We start from the raw sequence: 15,108 nt of genomic DNA on the forward strand, positions 1-15,108 counted from the left end.
TTCCTACTCCTCGTCCAGAATGGCCGGAACCTTGAAGCGGCTCTCTTCGGCGTCGGGGGCGTTGCTCAGCGCCTGCTCCGCGGTGAAGACGTGACCGACCACGTCCTCTCGGAAGACATTGGTCAGCGGAAGCGGGTGGCTTGTGGCAGGCACATCGGCGCCGGCGGCCTCAGAGACCTTCTTGACCGAATCGACGATGACGTCCAGCTCGCCGGCCATCTTCTCCAGTTCGGCGTCCGTCATCGCAATGTGGGCGAGGGTGGCAAGATGCTCGACGTCTGCGCGCGAGATCTCAGACATGCAGCTCCTACAGGTTGAGGGCACAATATTTCCCTGCAATCCTAGCGGGCTGGCGCCAGCGTGGTCCCCGCGGGAGCGGCGCTGCAGCTGCCTGGGGCCTCAGTCATCCTCAGGGGTGTCTTTGACGTCGACGACGACGACGGTCACGTTGTCTCGTCCACCAGCCCGCAGAGCCTGGTGGATGAGCCAGTCCACCGTTTCCTGGGCGTTGCGCCCGGCGTTGAGGATCTTGCCGATCTGTTCGTCGGTAAGCTCCCCGGTGAGGCCGTCGGAGCAGACCAGGAGGCGCTGACCGGGCTGGACCGTGGCGGTGGAGAAGTCCGCGTCCCACGAGTCCCCCGCCCCTAGGGCGCGGGTGATCACGTTGCGGTTGGGATGGGTGTGGACCTCTTCTGCCGTGATCATGCCCGAATCCACCAGTTCCTGGACCTGGGAGTGATCGCGGGTCAGGCGGATGAACGCGCCGTCGTGGAGCAGGTAGGTGCGGGAATCTCCGATGTTGAAGACCAGCCACTGCAGCTGGTTCTCGGTACGCACCACCACGGCGCCAGAGAGGGTGGTGCCGGCCTTGGAGTCGGTGGCTTCACGGATGCGGCGATCCGCCTCGTCGAGAAAGTCCTGGATCTCGACCTCAGTCACGATCCCGCCGTGGGACTCCCAGCCTTCAGCCAGGGCCTGAACTGCCAGAGATGAAGCAACCTCGCCGGCCTCGTGCCCGCCCATGCCGTCGGCGACGGCGAACAACGAATCGGTGACGACGTAGGAATCCTCGTTCAGCTGGCGGCGCAGACCCACGTGCGTGCCATAGCCGTAGTCCACATAGGACTCCAGCGGGGTTTCAGGACTCTCTGCACTCAACGCCACTCACCCATCTTTGCATAGTGCTGGTTCCGCGGGCGGGGAAACCCCGCCACGCTCTCGGTCGGCTCACGCCGACCATCACGCCTCAAGCGCTGGTTCCGCGGGCGGGGAAACCCCGCCGCAGCCGCATGCCTCTCAACTGGTGCTGCTGTTTTCGTCGGAACTGCCGGCCATTCCGACGAAAACCTCAACACTCGATTCCGTATGACCACGCCTCGGGTGAGCCCAGTCGCACACGTCTACTCACTGTCCAGAATGATGCCCGTGCCGCTGGCCCGCAGCAGCATATTGGGCTGGACCTCGCCAAAACCGCGCACCACCCTCGGCGGCTGGGGCACCAGCAGGTAATCCTCGCTGTCCTCCAGCGCGGCGGCGGTGGCGTCGTCGACCAGGATGGTGCCGGGGTCGGCCAGAGCAGTCAGCCGTGCCGCGAGGTTGACGGTGGGCCCGTAGATGTCCCCCATGCGCGAGAGCACCCGGCCCCACACCACGGAGACCCTCGCCTGGGGCAGCACGTCGTCGGCGGCGATCGTCTCGGCGAGGGCCAGCGCAATCTCCGCCCCGGCCTCGGGCGTCTCCGCGTTGTAGAGCACCTCATCCCCCACAGTCTTGACGAGCCTGCCGCCGCCGATGGAGATGATCTCAGCACATTTGGACTCGAAGCGCTGCACCATCTGCGCGAGGGTGCGCTCGCTCATCTGCCGCGACAACGAGGTGTAGGAAACCAGATCGGCGAAGCCCACGGCCCGCGCCAACGGCAGCGGCGCATCGGGCCCTTCCTCTCGTCCGCGCGAGACAGCGGCCAGACCCGACTCCACCCGGACCGTCAGACGCTGCAGCGCCGCGGAGAGCTGACGCCGCCAGGCATACCCCATGAGCTGCTGGATGGGCTGGATCAGCTGGGGCAGGGACTCCACTACCTGAGCTCGCGCCTCCGCATCCGAGAGCTGCTGGTTGGCGATCTTGTCCTCCACCAGGGCTTCGATCTGCCAGACCACCATGCGGTCAGTCATCTGCCCGACCGAGCGGGTCAGGGAGATCGCTGTCTCCTCGTTGAGGTGCCCTTCGCGCACCAGGCGAACCATGGTGGCCAGCGCGTCGGCGTCGGCCTCGGTGAAGGCGCGGACGTCGTCGTCGAGGTTGGGGAATCCCAGAGCACGCCAGAGCTTGCGCGCCGAATGGGTGGAGACGCCCATCCGCTGGGCCATCTCCCGGTAGGTCAGCGTCCGCTCGGCGCCCAGCAGCTGGTGCTCCAGGGTGCGGATGCTGCGGTGCCAGTCGCGCTGCTGCTGGGTCGGGATCGGAATCACGGCGGTCTCGGGGGCCCGCTCGTAGGTATCCTCCGCCTGCCCATCGACGTCGTCGCTCGCCACGGGGCCGCCGTCCGTCTCCGGCCCCTGGTCCAGGCCCAGGGGGGCAGAGTCCGCGGACTCGGCCGGGGTAGGGGCTACAGGCGTGGAGGCCACCGGGGTCGGCGCCACGGCACCCCCGTCGAAGCCCCGGGTGGGAACCGCCGCCGCGGGCGGCACGGCGCCGGCCGAACCTCTGAGCTGGATGGAGGGGAAGTCTGACCAGTCGGACCGGGCCTGCGCCAGTTCATCGGAGCTGTAGCCCAGGACCCCCTGGGGAAGAGTGGCGATCTCGCCCGTCTCATCCGCCATATAGTCGCCGGCGGCGCCGAAGCCTCTGCGCCGTGCCCGTTCCCAGGCGGCCCGGCCCGGATCGGTGGCCTCCTGATCGGTCTGCGCCTCAGCACGGCGTTGGCGCGCGGCCTCCACCACCCGGCGAGGAATCACCTCATCGGCGGCGAGCACCTCCACCATGCTCTCGTAGGGGTCCTCAGAAGCGGCCACCGTAGCCTCCAGAGAAAGACTGATCCGGTGAGTCGCCGTACTGGGGCTCGTAGGGACTGAGAGCCGGGTACTGTGCCGCTACCTTGCGGCGGTACTCCCCCAGCTCCTGGGCCACGAGGGTGTGCAGACGTTCGGCATCGGGCATATCGCGCAGTCTCGTGCGCTGGTGCTGGCCGTAGGCACCGTGGATCAGAATCAGGTCCCCGGCTCCGGTCATCGCCTGCATCCGCGACTGGTCCAGCTGCACCTCAGAAAGCAGACCCAGGGGCACCACGGTGGGCTGGGCCGCACCGATGAGGTTCTTCTGCACAATCCGGTGCGTGGTCAGGAAGGTGAACCGGTTCAGCCAGCTCAGCAGAGGCTTCAGCGTGCCGAAGATCAGGGACAGCAGACCCACCGACCAGATGACAAAAACCCCGATGTAGCTGTAGTGCTGGATAAAGGCCGGCTGTGAGCCGCGGCCCAGGTATCCGAGCAGAAAGCTCATCAGCGTGATGGTCACCAGCAGGTTCACCACAGCCGGCACCACGGCGCGGTAGTGGGCACGGGTCCGCACCATCACCTGCTCACCGTCAACCAACCTCAGCAGCATGTCTGGCGCCTACCTCCTGCTTGCCCTTGCGTACCGCTCCAGTCTACGCGTCAGTACAGATCTCCCGGCAGCCAGCGGCCCAGGTGCCCTGGTCCGCGCGCCGCAGGTGCACCACGTCGCCCGCGGAGAAGGATTCGTACGACGCCGCCACGGGCCTCCACAGCAACTCCTCCCCTCCGCCCGCCTCTGGGTCCAGGGCTGCGGAGCGGCGTTCGATGATCTTTACGGTGAGCGCCCCGGACTCCTCCAGCGCCACGGCTGTTCCGCGCACCGCCGTGCGGTCGGGCAGCTCCACCCGAACGTACTGGCCCAGGGTCGTGAGCACACCGGCCACCCGGTCCCGGATGACTCCGGCTCCGCCGGCACTTTCGCTCTGGGCCAGCAGCTTATGGAATCGCAGCAGCCAGCCGCTGAGCAGCTCAGTCCGGAGGTCACTCCACTCGCTCCCGCGCTCAGCACTGGATACACCTGTCTCGTCCTCCCAAGGTCCATCCTGGGACACTGGCGCTTCCACCTCGCGCAGCGCCAGCAGGAGGGAGGTCGACGTCGTCGTGGGGAGCTCCTCCCGCTCCAGCAGCACATTGATGCCGCAGCCTAGGATGACAGCGTCGGCCCTGGGGGTCATGACCGCCAGCAGCCCGGCGATCTTGGCCCCCTCGATGTGCACGTCGTTGGGCCACTTCAACCCTGCCTGCACTCCGTAGGCCTGCTGCAGCTCCTCGACCAGCGCACAGGCGGCCGCCATGGTGAGCCACGACCAGTCCGCTCGCGGAAGATGAGGGCGCAAGACGATCGAGGTCGACAACGAAGCGCCCTTGGGTGAGGACCACGCCCTGCCCAACCGGCCGCGGCCTCCGGTCTGTTCCTCCGCGGTCAGGACGGAGAAGTGGGGCCAGGCAGAGGCGAAGGCCTCTTCCGAGATGCAGCCCTCGGCGGCCGCGAGAAGCTCGGCGGTGGTGGAGCCGATGCTCTCTACCCGCACCAGACGGGAGACCGGCCCCTCGTCAACAAGTCGCTGCTGCAGGGTCAGGTCGTCCAAAGGTGGCAGCACTGAGGAGTCAGACATGACTCCCACTGTAGGAGAGCAGCCACGCTTGTAGGGTTCCTACATCCGAGTGACAGCAGCTGCTCATTAGACTGGCGCCAGAATTGTGGATTTCCTCCAGACATGACCACCACCACGGATACAAGGGGCCCGAAGACACCGATGACTTCCTCGCCTGACCTTCAGACCACTGCGGGCAAACTCGCCGAATTCCGTCGTCGTCGAGACAAGACCCTTGCACCAGCCGGTGAGGCGGCCATCGAGAAGCAGCACAATCGCGGCAAGCACACCGCCCGCGAGCGCATCGAGATGCTGTTAGACGAGGACTCGTTCGTAGAGTTCGACGCCCTGGCTGTGCATCGCAGCACCGCCTTCGGCATGGAGAAGAAGAAGCTCCTCACGGACGGCCTGGTGGCCGGTTACGGCACCATCGACGGGCGCCTGGTGGCGGTCTACTCCCAGGACTTCACGGTCTTCGGCGGCTCCCTCTCGGCAGTCAACGGCAAGAAGATCGTCAAGGTCCAGGAGTTCGCCGCACGCAACGGCTGCCCAGTGATCGGCATCAACGACGGCGGCGGCGCGCGCATCCAGGAGGGCGTGGAGTCCCTGGCGATGTTTGCTGACATCTTCCGCAACAACGTCCACGCGAGCGGCGTCATCCCGCAGATCACGCTGATCATGGGACCGGCTGCAGGCGGCGCCGCCTACTCGCCGGCCCTGAACGACTTCATCATCATGGTGGACAAGACCTCCCACATGTTCATCACCGGGCCCGACGTGATCAAGTCGGTCACCGGTGAGGACGTGGACATGGAGACCCTGGGCGGCGCACGTTCCCACTCCACCACCACCGGCACTGCCACCTATATGGCCTCCGACGAGGAGGATGCCATCGAGTTCGCCAAGGAGCTGCTGGAGTTCCTGCCGCTGAACAACCTGGCCGAGGCTCCGGTGGAGGAAGCCCCCGAGCGGCCCAAGATCGAGCCGGAGGATGAGGCGCTCAACGAGCTGATTCCCGACTCCTCTTCGGCTCCCTATGACATGGTCACCCTCATCGAGCAGGTTCTTGATGAGGGCTACTTCCTGCAGCTGCAGTCTCTCTACGCCCCGAACGTGATCATCGGGTTCGGCCGGGTTGAGGGCAAGTCGGTGGGCGTGGTGGCCAATCAGCCCAGCCAGTTCGCCGGAACCCTCGACATCGCCGCCAGCGAAAAGGCGGCGCGATTCGTCCGCTTCTGCGATGCGTTCAACATCCCCATCCTCACCCTGGTGGATGTGCCCGGCTTCCTGCCCGGCACCGACCAGGAGTTCGGCGGCATCATCCGCCGCGGGGCCAAGCTGCTCTACGCCTACGCCGAGGCCACCGTGCCAAAGATCACCGTGATCACCCGCAAAGCCTTCGGAGGCGCCTACATCGTGATGGGCTCCAAGAAGCTCGGTGCGGATGTGAATCTTGCCTGGCCCACCGCCCAGATCGGCGTGATGGGCGCACAAGGCGCAGTCAACATCCTCTATCGCCGCGAGCTGGCTGCCGTGGAGGCAGAGGGCGGAGACGTTGAGGCCAAGCGCGCGGAACTCATCACCGACTACGAGGAGCAGCTGCTGAATCCCTACCAGGCTGCCGAGCTGGGATACATCGACGCCGTCATCGAGCCCGCAGAGACCCGCTGGCACATCACCCAGGCGCTGCGGGCCACCTACCACAAGCGCGAGTCCCTGCCCGCCAAGAAGCACGGGAACATTCCGCTGTGAGCGCGCTGCAGATGCCCCTGACCACACAGCCTGCGACCCCCGCGGCCAGCGCCTCAACACCCTCCGAGGCCGCTGAGTTCACCCCCGCCGAGTCCGCAGCCGCCGCCGAGAGCAGCCCCCTGCGCATGCGGGGAGCCGACCTCTCAGCCGAGGAGGTGGCCGCCGTCGTCGCGGTGATCTCCCGGCTGGCTGCTCAGGCCGAGGAGCAGGACGACGACGCCGGCACCACCGGCCCCCGCGACCGCGCCTCGCTGCGCCACCAGCGCATGACCCAGAACCACCACGGACTGTGGGGCAGGCCGGGCACGTCGTCGTGGAGGATGGCGTCGGGAGGCATGCGATGAGCCGCGCACGCGAGACTGCACCACGGCTGATCCTTGCCTCCGCCTCACCCAGCCGCCGCGACATCCTGACCCAGGCCGGCATCGAGTTCGAGGTAGTGGTTTCCGACGTTGACGAGCGCGCCGTGGTGGAGGCCGCCGTGGAGGCGGGCGGGCCCCTCTCCCCCGCTGAGGAGGCCCAGCTGCTCGCGGAGGTCAAGGCTGAGGATGTGGCGGCCAAGCCCGAGGCCCGCGGGGCCCTGGTGCTCGGCTGCGACTCCGTCTTCGAGCTCGATGGCGCCGCCTACGGCAAGCCCTATGAGGTGGAGGTGGCTGTTGCCCGGTGGCAGCAGATGCGCGGCCGGATCGGTATCCTGCACACCGGCCACGCGCTGGTCGATGCCGGCTCCGCCGCTACCACCTCCCAGCACTCCTGGCTGGGGTCCGCCGCCCTGGCCTCCGGCCCGCTGGGGGTGCCCGAGAACACCCTGAACTCGGTGGGCGAGACGGTGTCCTCACACATCACCTTCGGTCACCCCACCGACGAGCAGATCCGGGCCTACTGCGCCTCCGGGGAGCCCCTGCACTGCGCAGGCGCTTTCACCCTGGAGGGCGGAGCTGCGACGTTCATCGAGAAGGTCGAAGGCGACCGTGAGGCCGTCATCGGCGTCTCTCCCGCTGCCCTGGCCAGGCTGCTCGAGCAGCTTGGCCACGACCTGAGGACGTACCGCAGCCGCCCTGAGGGCACCACATCCTGACACCGTTTTGTTCGGTGGCGCAGTGTGACGGTATCTGTGCCCCGCTTCGCTGAGAAAAGCCGTCATATTGCGCCACCGAACGCGAAGGAGAAAAGAAGATGACTGAGTTTTCCAAGGTACTCATCGCCAACCGTGGCGAGATCGCAGTGCGCGTGATCCGCGCCGCCCGCGACGAGGGACTGGCCACCGTGGCCGTCTACGCCGAGCCGGACCGCGACGCCGTCCATGTGCAGCTGGCAGACGAGGCCTTCGCCCTGGGCGGGGCCACCGCCGCGGAGAGCTACCTGGTCATCGACAAGATCCTTGAGGCGGCACGTGCTACCGGAGCCGACGCCGTCCACCCCGGATACGGCTTCCTGTCTGAGAACGCCGACTTCGCCCAGGCCGTCATCGACGCGGGCCTGGTCTGGATCGGTCCTTCCCCGGCCGCCATCCGCACCTTGGGCGATAAGGTCTCGGCTCGTCAGCTGGCTGAGAAGGTCGGGGCGCCGCTCGCGCCGGGCACCAAGCAGCCGGTGACCGACGCCAAGGAAGTTCTGAAGTTCGCGGAGAAGCAGGGTCTGCCCATCGCCATCAAGGCCGCTCACGGCGGCGGCGGGCGCGGTATCAAGGTGGTCCGGGAGCACGACGAGATCGTCGAGCTCTACGAATCGGCCGTGCGCGAGGCCACTGCCGCCTTCGGTCGCGGCGAGTGCTTCATCGAGAAGTTCCTGGACAAGCCCCGGCACGTGGAGACTCAGTGCCTGGCAGACGCCCACGGCGGCGTCGTCGTGGTCTCCACCCGTGACTGCTCGCTGCAGCGGCGCAATCAGAAGCTCGTCGAGGAGGCCCCTGCGCCTTTCCTCACCCGGGCTCAGACCCGCCAGCTCTACCGCGCCTCCAAAGCGATCCTGAAGGAGGCCGGTTACCAGGGCGCAGGAACCTGCGAGTTCCTTATCGGCCAGGACGGCACCATCAGCTTCCTGGAGGTCAACACCCGCCTGCAGGTGGAGCACCCCGTGACCGAGGAGGTCACCGGGATTGATCTGGTCCGCGAGCAGTTCCGCATTGCTCGGGGTGAGAAGCTCGGCTACGACGATCCCGAGGTGCGCGGCCACAGCTTCGAGTTCCGCATCAACGGGGAGGACGCCGGGCGCAGCTTCATGCCCGCTCCGGGCACTCTGGAGCGCTTCGATACGCCGTCGGGTCCGGGCGTGCGCGTGGACTCGGGGGTGAGGGCCGGAGAGACTATCTCCGGGGCCTTTGATTCCATGGTGGCCAAGCTCATCGTGACCGGCCGCGATCGCCGCGAAGCGCTGCAGCGGGCCTCCCGCGCACTGGAGGAGATGCAGGTTGAGGGCATGCCGACCGTGCTGCCCTTCCACCGCAAAGTAGTCAAGGATCCCGCATTCGCTCCCGAGCTCAAGGGCAAGGCAGACAGCTTCTGCGTGCACACCCGGTGGATCGAGACTGAGTTCACCAATGACATCGAGCCCTACAACGCGCTCAGCGCCCATCCGGGGGGCGAGGCAGCAGAGGGACGCGAAGAGGTCGTGGTCGAGGTCAACGGCAAGCGTGTTCAGGTGACGGTGCCGGCGTCGCTGGCGGCCGGCAAGCTCGGCGGTGCGGCTCCGGCAAAGAAGACGCGCAAGAAGCGTTCGGCCACCGCCGCAGCCGCCTCCGGTGATGCGCTGACCTCCCCCATGCAGGGCACCGTGGTGAAGGTGGCTGCCAAGGACGGACAGACCGTGGCCGAGGGAGACCTGGTGGTGGTGCTGGAGGCCATGAAGATGGAGCAGCCCATCACCGCCCACAAGGCGGGCAAGGTCAAGGGACTGAAGGTCCAGGCGGGCACCGGCGTCAAGGCCGGCGAAGTGCTGGCCACGATCGAGGACTGACGCATCGGACGCGGCAGCATCACCGACCCGCTTCAGCGGCAGTGAGACGAGGGGCGCATGAACGAGGTTCTTGACGCCGTCATCCAGCGCTGGCAGATCCAGGCTGAGCCGGATCCGCTGATGCTGGCACTCCTGGCAGCAGCGGTGGTGGTGGTCACCGGGGTTCCTGCCGTGTGGCGGGTGACTCGTCAGGCCGCCACCATCATCCACGAGATGGGCCATGTGCTTGTCGCGTGGCTCGTGGGACGCCGCGTCTCCGGCATCAAGCTGCACTCGGACACCTCCGGGGTCACGGTCTCCAAAGGCCGGCCGGACGGGCCGGGCTTGCTGCTGACGTTCTTAGCTGGCTATCCCGCCCCCGGCGTGCTGGCGGTGCTCCTGGTATGGCTGGCCTCAGCCGGTCATGCTGGCGCGGCTCTCACCGTTTTTCAGGCAGTGCTGATGCTGGCGTTACTGCTCTCCCGCAACGCGGTGGGGATCTTCTCCTGCCTGTTAGCGGCTGCGGCCGCCGGTGCCGTCTGGTGGTGGAACGATCCCGACGTCGTGGTCTATACCGTGGTGGGGCTGGGCGCCTTTTACGCGGCTGCCGGTGTCCGGGGAAGCTTCGACGTCACGCGCGTGCACATCCAAGGGATCGGCCGCGGACACGACCCACGCCGCCGTGCGCAGGTGGCGGGGACGGATGCCGCGCAGGCGGCACGGGCCTGGCGGCTGCTCCCGCTGCCGGCGGCGCTGTGGCTGGTGTTCTTCCATATGCTCAGCGCGGCGTGCGCGGCTGCGGTGGTGTGGATGCTCTGGCCCTAGGCCAGTGACGAGACCCGGGGGATTCAGTCCCCTAGAAGCGCGTCGACCCGCTGGACCTTCTCGCTCAGCTGGTTGGTGAAGCCGGGACGGATGTCCGCCTTAACCACCAGACTCACCCTCGGGGACACCGCGACGACGGCGTCCGTGGCCCGCTTGATCACCCCGAAGACCTCATCCCACTCCCCCTCGACCAGGGTGAACATGGCATTGAGCTCATACGGCAGGCCCGAGTCCCGGACGATGCGCACGGCCTCAGCGACAGCTTTGCTCACCGATCCGTCGTCACTCTCGGCGGTGGTCGGGGCAACGGAGAAAGCAACCAGCATGCCTTCCAGCGTACTCGCCCCTCTCCCTCGGAGGTAGTGTGACCTAGAGGTCATCTGCTTCGCCGACACTTGCCCGCGAGAGGGATTCTTGTGAAACCTGTTGCGCATACGCTCCTCGCCGACGCCCTCACCTGGCAGGCAAACACGTGACCGTTGAATCTCAGGATTTCCCCGCCGACGCCCACTGGGTGGTCGTGGCCACCAGCGACTAGCCCGCATCGAGTGGAAGGTTTCTCCCGAAACCAGCCCCCGTGAGCCCGCGTGAACGCGAATAATCTTCCACTCGATGGGGAGGTAGTGGCGCCGTCGTCGTGCCGCTCCTAGCGTCAGCCCCATGGAGGAGTCCCCAGCATGAGCCGGCGCGAACCCTGGCGGCGGCGCATCTATCGTGGGATGAGCCCGGAGGCCGCGGTGCGGGCCGACGCGGAACACCGCGAGGTGATGGGCGTGCTCTGGCCCGTGCTGGTGGCGATGACGGCTGCGGGACTCTCGGCGCTGATCGTGACGACGGCGCTGCCGGTGGTGATCGCTGACATCGGTGGCACCCAGCACCACTACACCTGGCTGATGAGCTCGGCGATCCTGGCCTCCACTGCGGTCACCCCCATCGCCGGGAAACTCGCGGACCTCTACAACAAGAAGCAGCTGCTGCTGGGAGCCATCGCGGTCTTCACCGCCGGAACCGCCCTCTGCGGCTTCGCGATGACCCCGGAGATGATGATCGCCACCCGCGTCCTCCAGGGAGCCGGCATGGGCGCAATCATGGTGCTCACCCAAATCGTCATCGCCGCCATCGTCCCGCCCCGGCAGCGTGGCCGCTACAACGGGTACATCGCGGTGACGATGACGTTCTCCACGGTGGCAGCACCCCTGGTGGGCGGGCTGATCATCGAAGCGCCCGGCCTGGACTGGCGTTGGTGCTTCTGGGGCATGCTGCCCCTGACCGTGACCTCCTGGTTCTTCCTGGCCAAACGCCTGCACGTCCCGGTCATCCGCCGGGAGAACACCCGGGTGGACTGGGGCGGGGCCGCCCTGATCGCCCTGGCAGCTGCGATGCTGCTGCTGTTGGTCTCCCTGGCCGGCACCTACTTCCCGTGGTTCTCCTGGCAGTCTGCCCTGATGCTGCTGGTGCTGGTCTCGTTCGCCGCCGGATTCGTAGCGGTGGAGCGGCGAGTCAGTGAACCGGTGGTGCCCCTGCGGCTGCTCACTCAGCGCTTCAGCCTTCTCGCCATTGTTGCCTGCCTGGCCATGGGCGTGGTGATGTTCGGCGCCAATGTCCTGCTCATCCAGTACTTCCAGCTGGGCCGGGGCTTCAGTCCGCTGGCGGCCGGCCTGCTGGTGCTGCCGCTGATGGTCGGCATGAGCCTCGGCTCCCAGGTCACCGGAAATATCCTCACCCGCTCGGGGCGGTGGAAGCTCATGGTGTCCACGGGCATGGGCGCCATGACCCTCGGACTCGGTCTGCTGGCGCTGATCGACGCCGGCACTCCCCTGTGGCAGGTCACCGCGGCCCTGAGCCTTGTGGGACTGGGCCTCGGCGGGGCCATCCAGAACATCGTGGTGGCCGTGCAGAACAACGAGACCCAGGAGAACGTGGGAGCTGCGACGTCGACGGTGAACTTCTTCCGCAGCCTGGGCGGTGCGGTGGGCGTGCAGGTACTTGGAGTTGTCTATGCCGCCCAGGTGGGACGATTGGCCGCGTCCGCTCTGGAGGCTGAGGGCATCGACCCCCAGGAGGCGGGGGCACTGGACCTGTCGCAGCTGAGCCCAGATCTTGCTCCGGCAGTAGAACAGGCCTACGGCGACGGCATAGGAGTGGTCCTTGCCGTGGCCGCAGGCCTGTGTCTGATCGGGCTGGTGTCCGTGATGCTGATGCCCAGCACCCGGCTGCGTGACTCCCTCTAGGAGGCAGCCTCCTCCGTGTAGAGGGACTTGTGGTTGGTCTCCGGGGAGAGGATGAGGCTGATGAAGGTCAGCACACCCAGGAACGCCAGGTACGCACCCACGGCCCACACCCCGTAGTTCTGAACCAGCCACACGGCCACGAACGGAGTCAGCGCCGCCCCCAGGATGGAGGAGAGGTTGTAGGCCACGCCGGAGCCGGTGTACCGGGTATTGGTCGGGAACAGCTCAGGCAGGTAGGCGGACATGGGTCCGAAGGTCAGGCCCATCAGCGACATACCCACGGAGAGGAAGAGCAGCATCTGCCAGACGTTCATGTCTGCGCCGGAGCCGATGTTCTCCGAGCTGAGCCAGAACCCAAAGGTGCCGCCGAAGATGATGATGCCCACGGTGACGGTCATCAGCATGCGGCGACGGCCGAAGGCGTCGGCCAGGCGGCCGGCGATCGGCACGAAGATCGCGAAGAAGACGATGGCGATGACCTGCAGCACCAGGAAGTTCATGTAGTTGTAGCCGAGGCCGCCGTCGTCGGGGCTGCCGATGGCGTAGGAGAGGATCCACGTGGTCATCAGGTAGAACAGGCCGTAGGTGGCCAGCATGATGAAGGTACCGAGGATGATCTCCCACCAGTTCTTCCTGAAGACCTCGCCCACCGGGACCTTGGCCTGTTCCTTCTTCTCCAGGGCCTTGGCGAAGACGGGGGTCTCCTCAATGCGCAGGCGCACGTAGAGGCCCACGGCCACCATCACGATGGAGAGCAGGAACGGGATGCGCCAGCCCCACACGAGGAAGGGATCAGCCAGGGCGGCGTCGATGTCATCGGCGGCCAGAGCGCGGATCGCGGTGGAGTCGTAGCTGAAGCCCCAGGCCAGCAGCAGGAAGAGGCCGTTGGCGAGGATGAAGCCGAAGGGGGCGCCCAGCTGCGGCCACATGGCGGCCTGAGCGCGCTTGCCCGGGCGTGCCGTCTCCGACGCCAGCAGCGCGGCACCGGACCACTCACCGCCCAGGCCCAGGCCCTGGCAGAAGCGGAAGATGGTCAGCATGGCCGGGGCCCACAGACCAATCTGGTAGACGGTCGGCAGCGCGCCGATGAGGAACGTGGCAATGCCCATGGTGAGCAGTGCGCCCACCAGGGTGGCTTTTCGACCGACGATGTCGCCGAAGTGCCCGAAGATCACTGCGCCCAAAGGCCGGGCCACGAAGGCCGCACCGAAGGTCGCCATCGAAGCCAGCAGCGCGGCGCCCTCGGAGTCGGTGATGAAGAAGAGGATCGGGAACACCGACACAGCGGCGGTCGCGTAGATGTAGAAGTCGTAGAACTCAATAGTCGTGCCGATCAGGGAGGCCACAACAATGCGGCGCCGGGGCACGGTGAGGTTCTCGTCGGCGATCTTGTCCGCAGAGTTCGGGTTCTCCGACTCGACGGCGCTGTCAGCGGTAGTGGACATGACGGTTCGTGTTCTCCAAGTGGGGAGTGCGTGTGATCTGTGCCGCAGAAAAAGACTGCGGCTAAGCCTGTCAGATCTTAGACACCCAGGCACGACGACGTCGTCCCGCTCCCCGCTTTCTCACATGGTGAGATCCCGCCGACGGGGTCAGCCAGGAGACGCCAGATGACGACGACGCCGGGTGGTGTCAGTCGCCTGGCCTACGATGCTCCTATGGCTGACACCGCAGACACCACCATCCCGCAGCGCACTCTGGGCAGAACCGGGCGGGAGGTCTCGGCCGTGGGGCTAGGCACCTGGCAGATCGGCGGCGACTGGGGCGAGGTCTCCGAAACCGAAGCCTTCGCCGTGCTTGACGCCGCCGCCGAGGCCGGCATCACCTTCTTCGACACCGCCGACGTCTACGGCGACGGCCGCAGCGAGCAACTCATCGGCCGCTGGCGGGCACAGAATCCCGGTTGGCAGGGCACTGTGGCCACCAAGATGATCCGCCGCGCCCCGGCGCCGAGTCTGGAGCACGCCACACTGGAGAACTTCCGCGCCTGGACCGACCGCTCCCGCGCCAATCTCGGAGTAGACACGCTGGACCTGGTTCAGCTGCACTGCCCCGAGACCCCCGTCTACTCCTCTGACTTCGTCTACGACGCCCTGGACACCCTCGTGGAGGAGGGCGCCATGGCTGCCTACGGGGTCTCGGTAGAGACTGTGGAGGAGGCACTGACCGCCATCGCCCGCCCCGGAGTCGCCACCGTGCAGATCATTCTCAACGCCTTCCGGCAGAAGCCCCTGGAGCAGGTGCTTCCCGCCGCCCGGCAAGCCGGAGTGGGGATCATCGCCCGGGTTCCGCTGGCCTCCGGGCTGCTCTCGGGCCGCTACACCGCAGAGACGATCTTCCCCGAGAACGACCACCGCAGCTTCAACCGCCGGGGGGAGGCCTTCGATGTCGGTGAGACCTTCGCCGGAATCGACTACGCCACCGGGATCGAGGCCGCGGCGGAGTTTTCCGCCCTCGCCGCCGAGCACCGGCTTGAGCCGGCGGCCGCAGCCATCGCCTGGATCCTTCAGCAGCCCGCGGTCTCTAGTGTGATCCCGGGTGCCCGCAGCGCCCAACAGGCCCGCAGCAATGCCCAGGCCGGGCAGCTACCGCAGCTTCCGGCGTCGTTCCTCAACGGGGTCGAGCAGATTTACCGGGAGCGGATCAAACCGGAAGTGCACCACCGCTGGTGATCAGCGTCGGGGTGAAACATTCCCCGCACCCTTAAGCCTCAGG

The 15,108-nt window shown here is 66.9% G+C and carries 14 protein-coding genes; 7 read left to right on the forward strand and 7 right to left on the reverse strand.

What is annotated here, in order from left to right; all coding sequences use genetic code 11:
• Positions 1–3: 3 nt before the first annotated feature.
• The 5 genes from gatC to RH857_RS01815 form a co-directional block, all read right to left on the reverse strand.
• A complete protein-coding gene (gatC, locus tag RH857_RS01795) occupies positions 4–300 on the reverse strand; it encodes an Asp-tRNA(Asn)/Glu-tRNA(Gln) amidotransferase subunit GatC (RefSeq protein WP_310536261.1) in 297 nt (98 codons plus the stop codon).
• 99 nt (positions 301–399) lie between these two features.
• Positions 400–1,164 carry a PP2C family protein-serine/threonine phosphatase gene (locus RH857_RS01800; RefSeq protein WP_310536262.1) on the reverse strand — a complete coding sequence of 255 codons (765 nt, stop codon included), beginning with the start codon at positions 1,162–1,164 and terminating at the stop codon, positions 400–402.
• Positions 1,165–1,400: 236 nt separating this feature from the next.
• A complete protein-coding gene (locus tag RH857_RS01805) occupies positions 1,401–2,573 on the reverse strand; it encodes an adenylate/guanylate cyclase domain-containing protein (RefSeq protein ID WP_374761103.1) in 1,173 nt (390 codons plus the stop codon).
• A 427-nt stretch (positions 2,574–3,000) separates the two neighbouring features.
• Positions 3,001–3,606 carry a PH domain-containing protein gene (locus tag RH857_RS01810; RefSeq protein ID WP_310536263.1) on the reverse strand — a complete coding sequence of 202 codons (606 nt, stop codon included), beginning with the start codon at positions 3,604–3,606 and terminating at the stop codon, positions 3,001–3,003.
• 43 nt (positions 3,607–3,649) lie between these two features.
• Positions 3,650–4,672 carry a biotin--[acetyl-CoA-carboxylase] ligase gene (locus RH857_RS01815; protein ID WP_310536264.1) on the reverse strand — a complete coding sequence of 341 codons (1,023 nt, stop codon included), beginning with the start codon at positions 4,670–4,672 and terminating at the stop codon, positions 3,650–3,652.
• Positions 4,673–4,813: 141 nt separating this feature from the next.
• On the opposite strand from RH857_RS01815, the gene RH857_RS01820 reads away from it, so the two are divergent.
• From RH857_RS01820 to RH857_RS01840, 5 genes are all read left to right on the forward strand, one after another.
• On the forward strand, positions 4,814–6,403 hold the full coding sequence (locus RH857_RS01820; RefSeq protein WP_310536265.1) for an acyl-CoA carboxylase subunit beta: 1,590 nt from the start codon (positions 4,814–4,816) through the stop codon (positions 6,401–6,403).
• On the forward strand, positions 6,400–6,747 hold the full coding sequence (locus tag RH857_RS01825) for a hypothetical protein (RefSeq protein ID WP_310536266.1): 348 nt from the start codon (positions 6,400–6,402) through the stop codon (positions 6,745–6,747). The genes RH857_RS01820 and RH857_RS01825 overlap by 4 nt, the downstream gene beginning before the upstream one ends.
• Entirely contained in the window at positions 6,744–7,481 is a 738-nt protein-coding gene (locus RH857_RS01830) for a Maf family protein (RefSeq protein WP_310536267.1), read from the forward strand. The genes RH857_RS01825 and RH857_RS01830 overlap by 4 nt, the downstream gene beginning before the upstream one ends.
• 98 nt (positions 7,482–7,579) lie before the next feature.
• Positions 7,580–9,358, forward strand: a complete 1,779-nt coding sequence (locus tag RH857_RS01835; protein ID WP_310536268.1) for an acetyl/propionyl/methylcrotonyl-CoA carboxylase subunit alpha — start codon at positions 7,580–7,582, stop codon at positions 9,356–9,358.
• A 57-nt stretch (positions 9,359–9,415) separates the two neighbouring features.
• Positions 9,416–10,162: a M50 family metallopeptidase gene (locus RH857_RS01840; RefSeq protein ID WP_310536269.1), complete on the forward strand. Its 747-nt coding sequence runs from the start codon at positions 9,416–9,418 to the stop codon at positions 10,160–10,162.
• Positions 10,163–10,185: 23 nt separating this feature from the next.
• Here the strand turns inward: RH857_RS01840 and RH857_RS01845 are convergent, their stop codons facing one another.
• Positions 10,186–10,488, reverse strand: a complete 303-nt coding sequence (locus tag RH857_RS01845) for an MTH1187 family thiamine-binding protein (RefSeq protein ID WP_310536270.1) — start codon at positions 10,486–10,488, stop codon at positions 10,186–10,188.
• 351 nt (positions 10,489–10,839) lie between these two features.
• Between RH857_RS01845 and RH857_RS01850 the strand changes: the two genes are divergently transcribed.
• Positions 10,840–12,393: an MFS transporter gene (locus tag RH857_RS01850; protein WP_310536271.1), complete on the forward strand. Its 1,554-nt coding sequence runs from the start codon at positions 10,840–10,842 to the stop codon at positions 12,391–12,393.
• Here RH857_RS01850 and RH857_RS01855 read toward each other — a convergent pair.
• A complete protein-coding gene (locus tag RH857_RS01855) occupies positions 12,390–13,838 on the reverse strand; it encodes an MFS transporter (RefSeq protein WP_310536272.1) in 1,449 nt (482 codons plus the stop codon). The genes RH857_RS01850 and RH857_RS01855 overlap by 4 nt on opposite strands.
• A 237-nt stretch (positions 13,839–14,075) precedes the next feature.
• Here RH857_RS01855 and RH857_RS01860 point away from each other — a divergent pair, with 237 nt between their 5' ends.
• The gene (locus tag RH857_RS01860) at positions 14,076–15,065 is read left to right on the forward strand and encodes an aldo/keto reductase (protein ID WP_310536315.1); all 990 of its coding nucleotides are present in this window, start codon (positions 14,076–14,078) and stop codon (positions 15,063–15,065) included.
• Positions 15,066–15,108: the final 43 nt, after the last annotated feature.

It is taken from the genome of Nesterenkonia flava (assembly GCF_031432335.1).
Taxonomy (GTDB): Bacteria; Actinomycetota; Actinomycetes; order Actinomycetales; family Micrococcaceae; genus Nesterenkonia; species Nesterenkonia flava.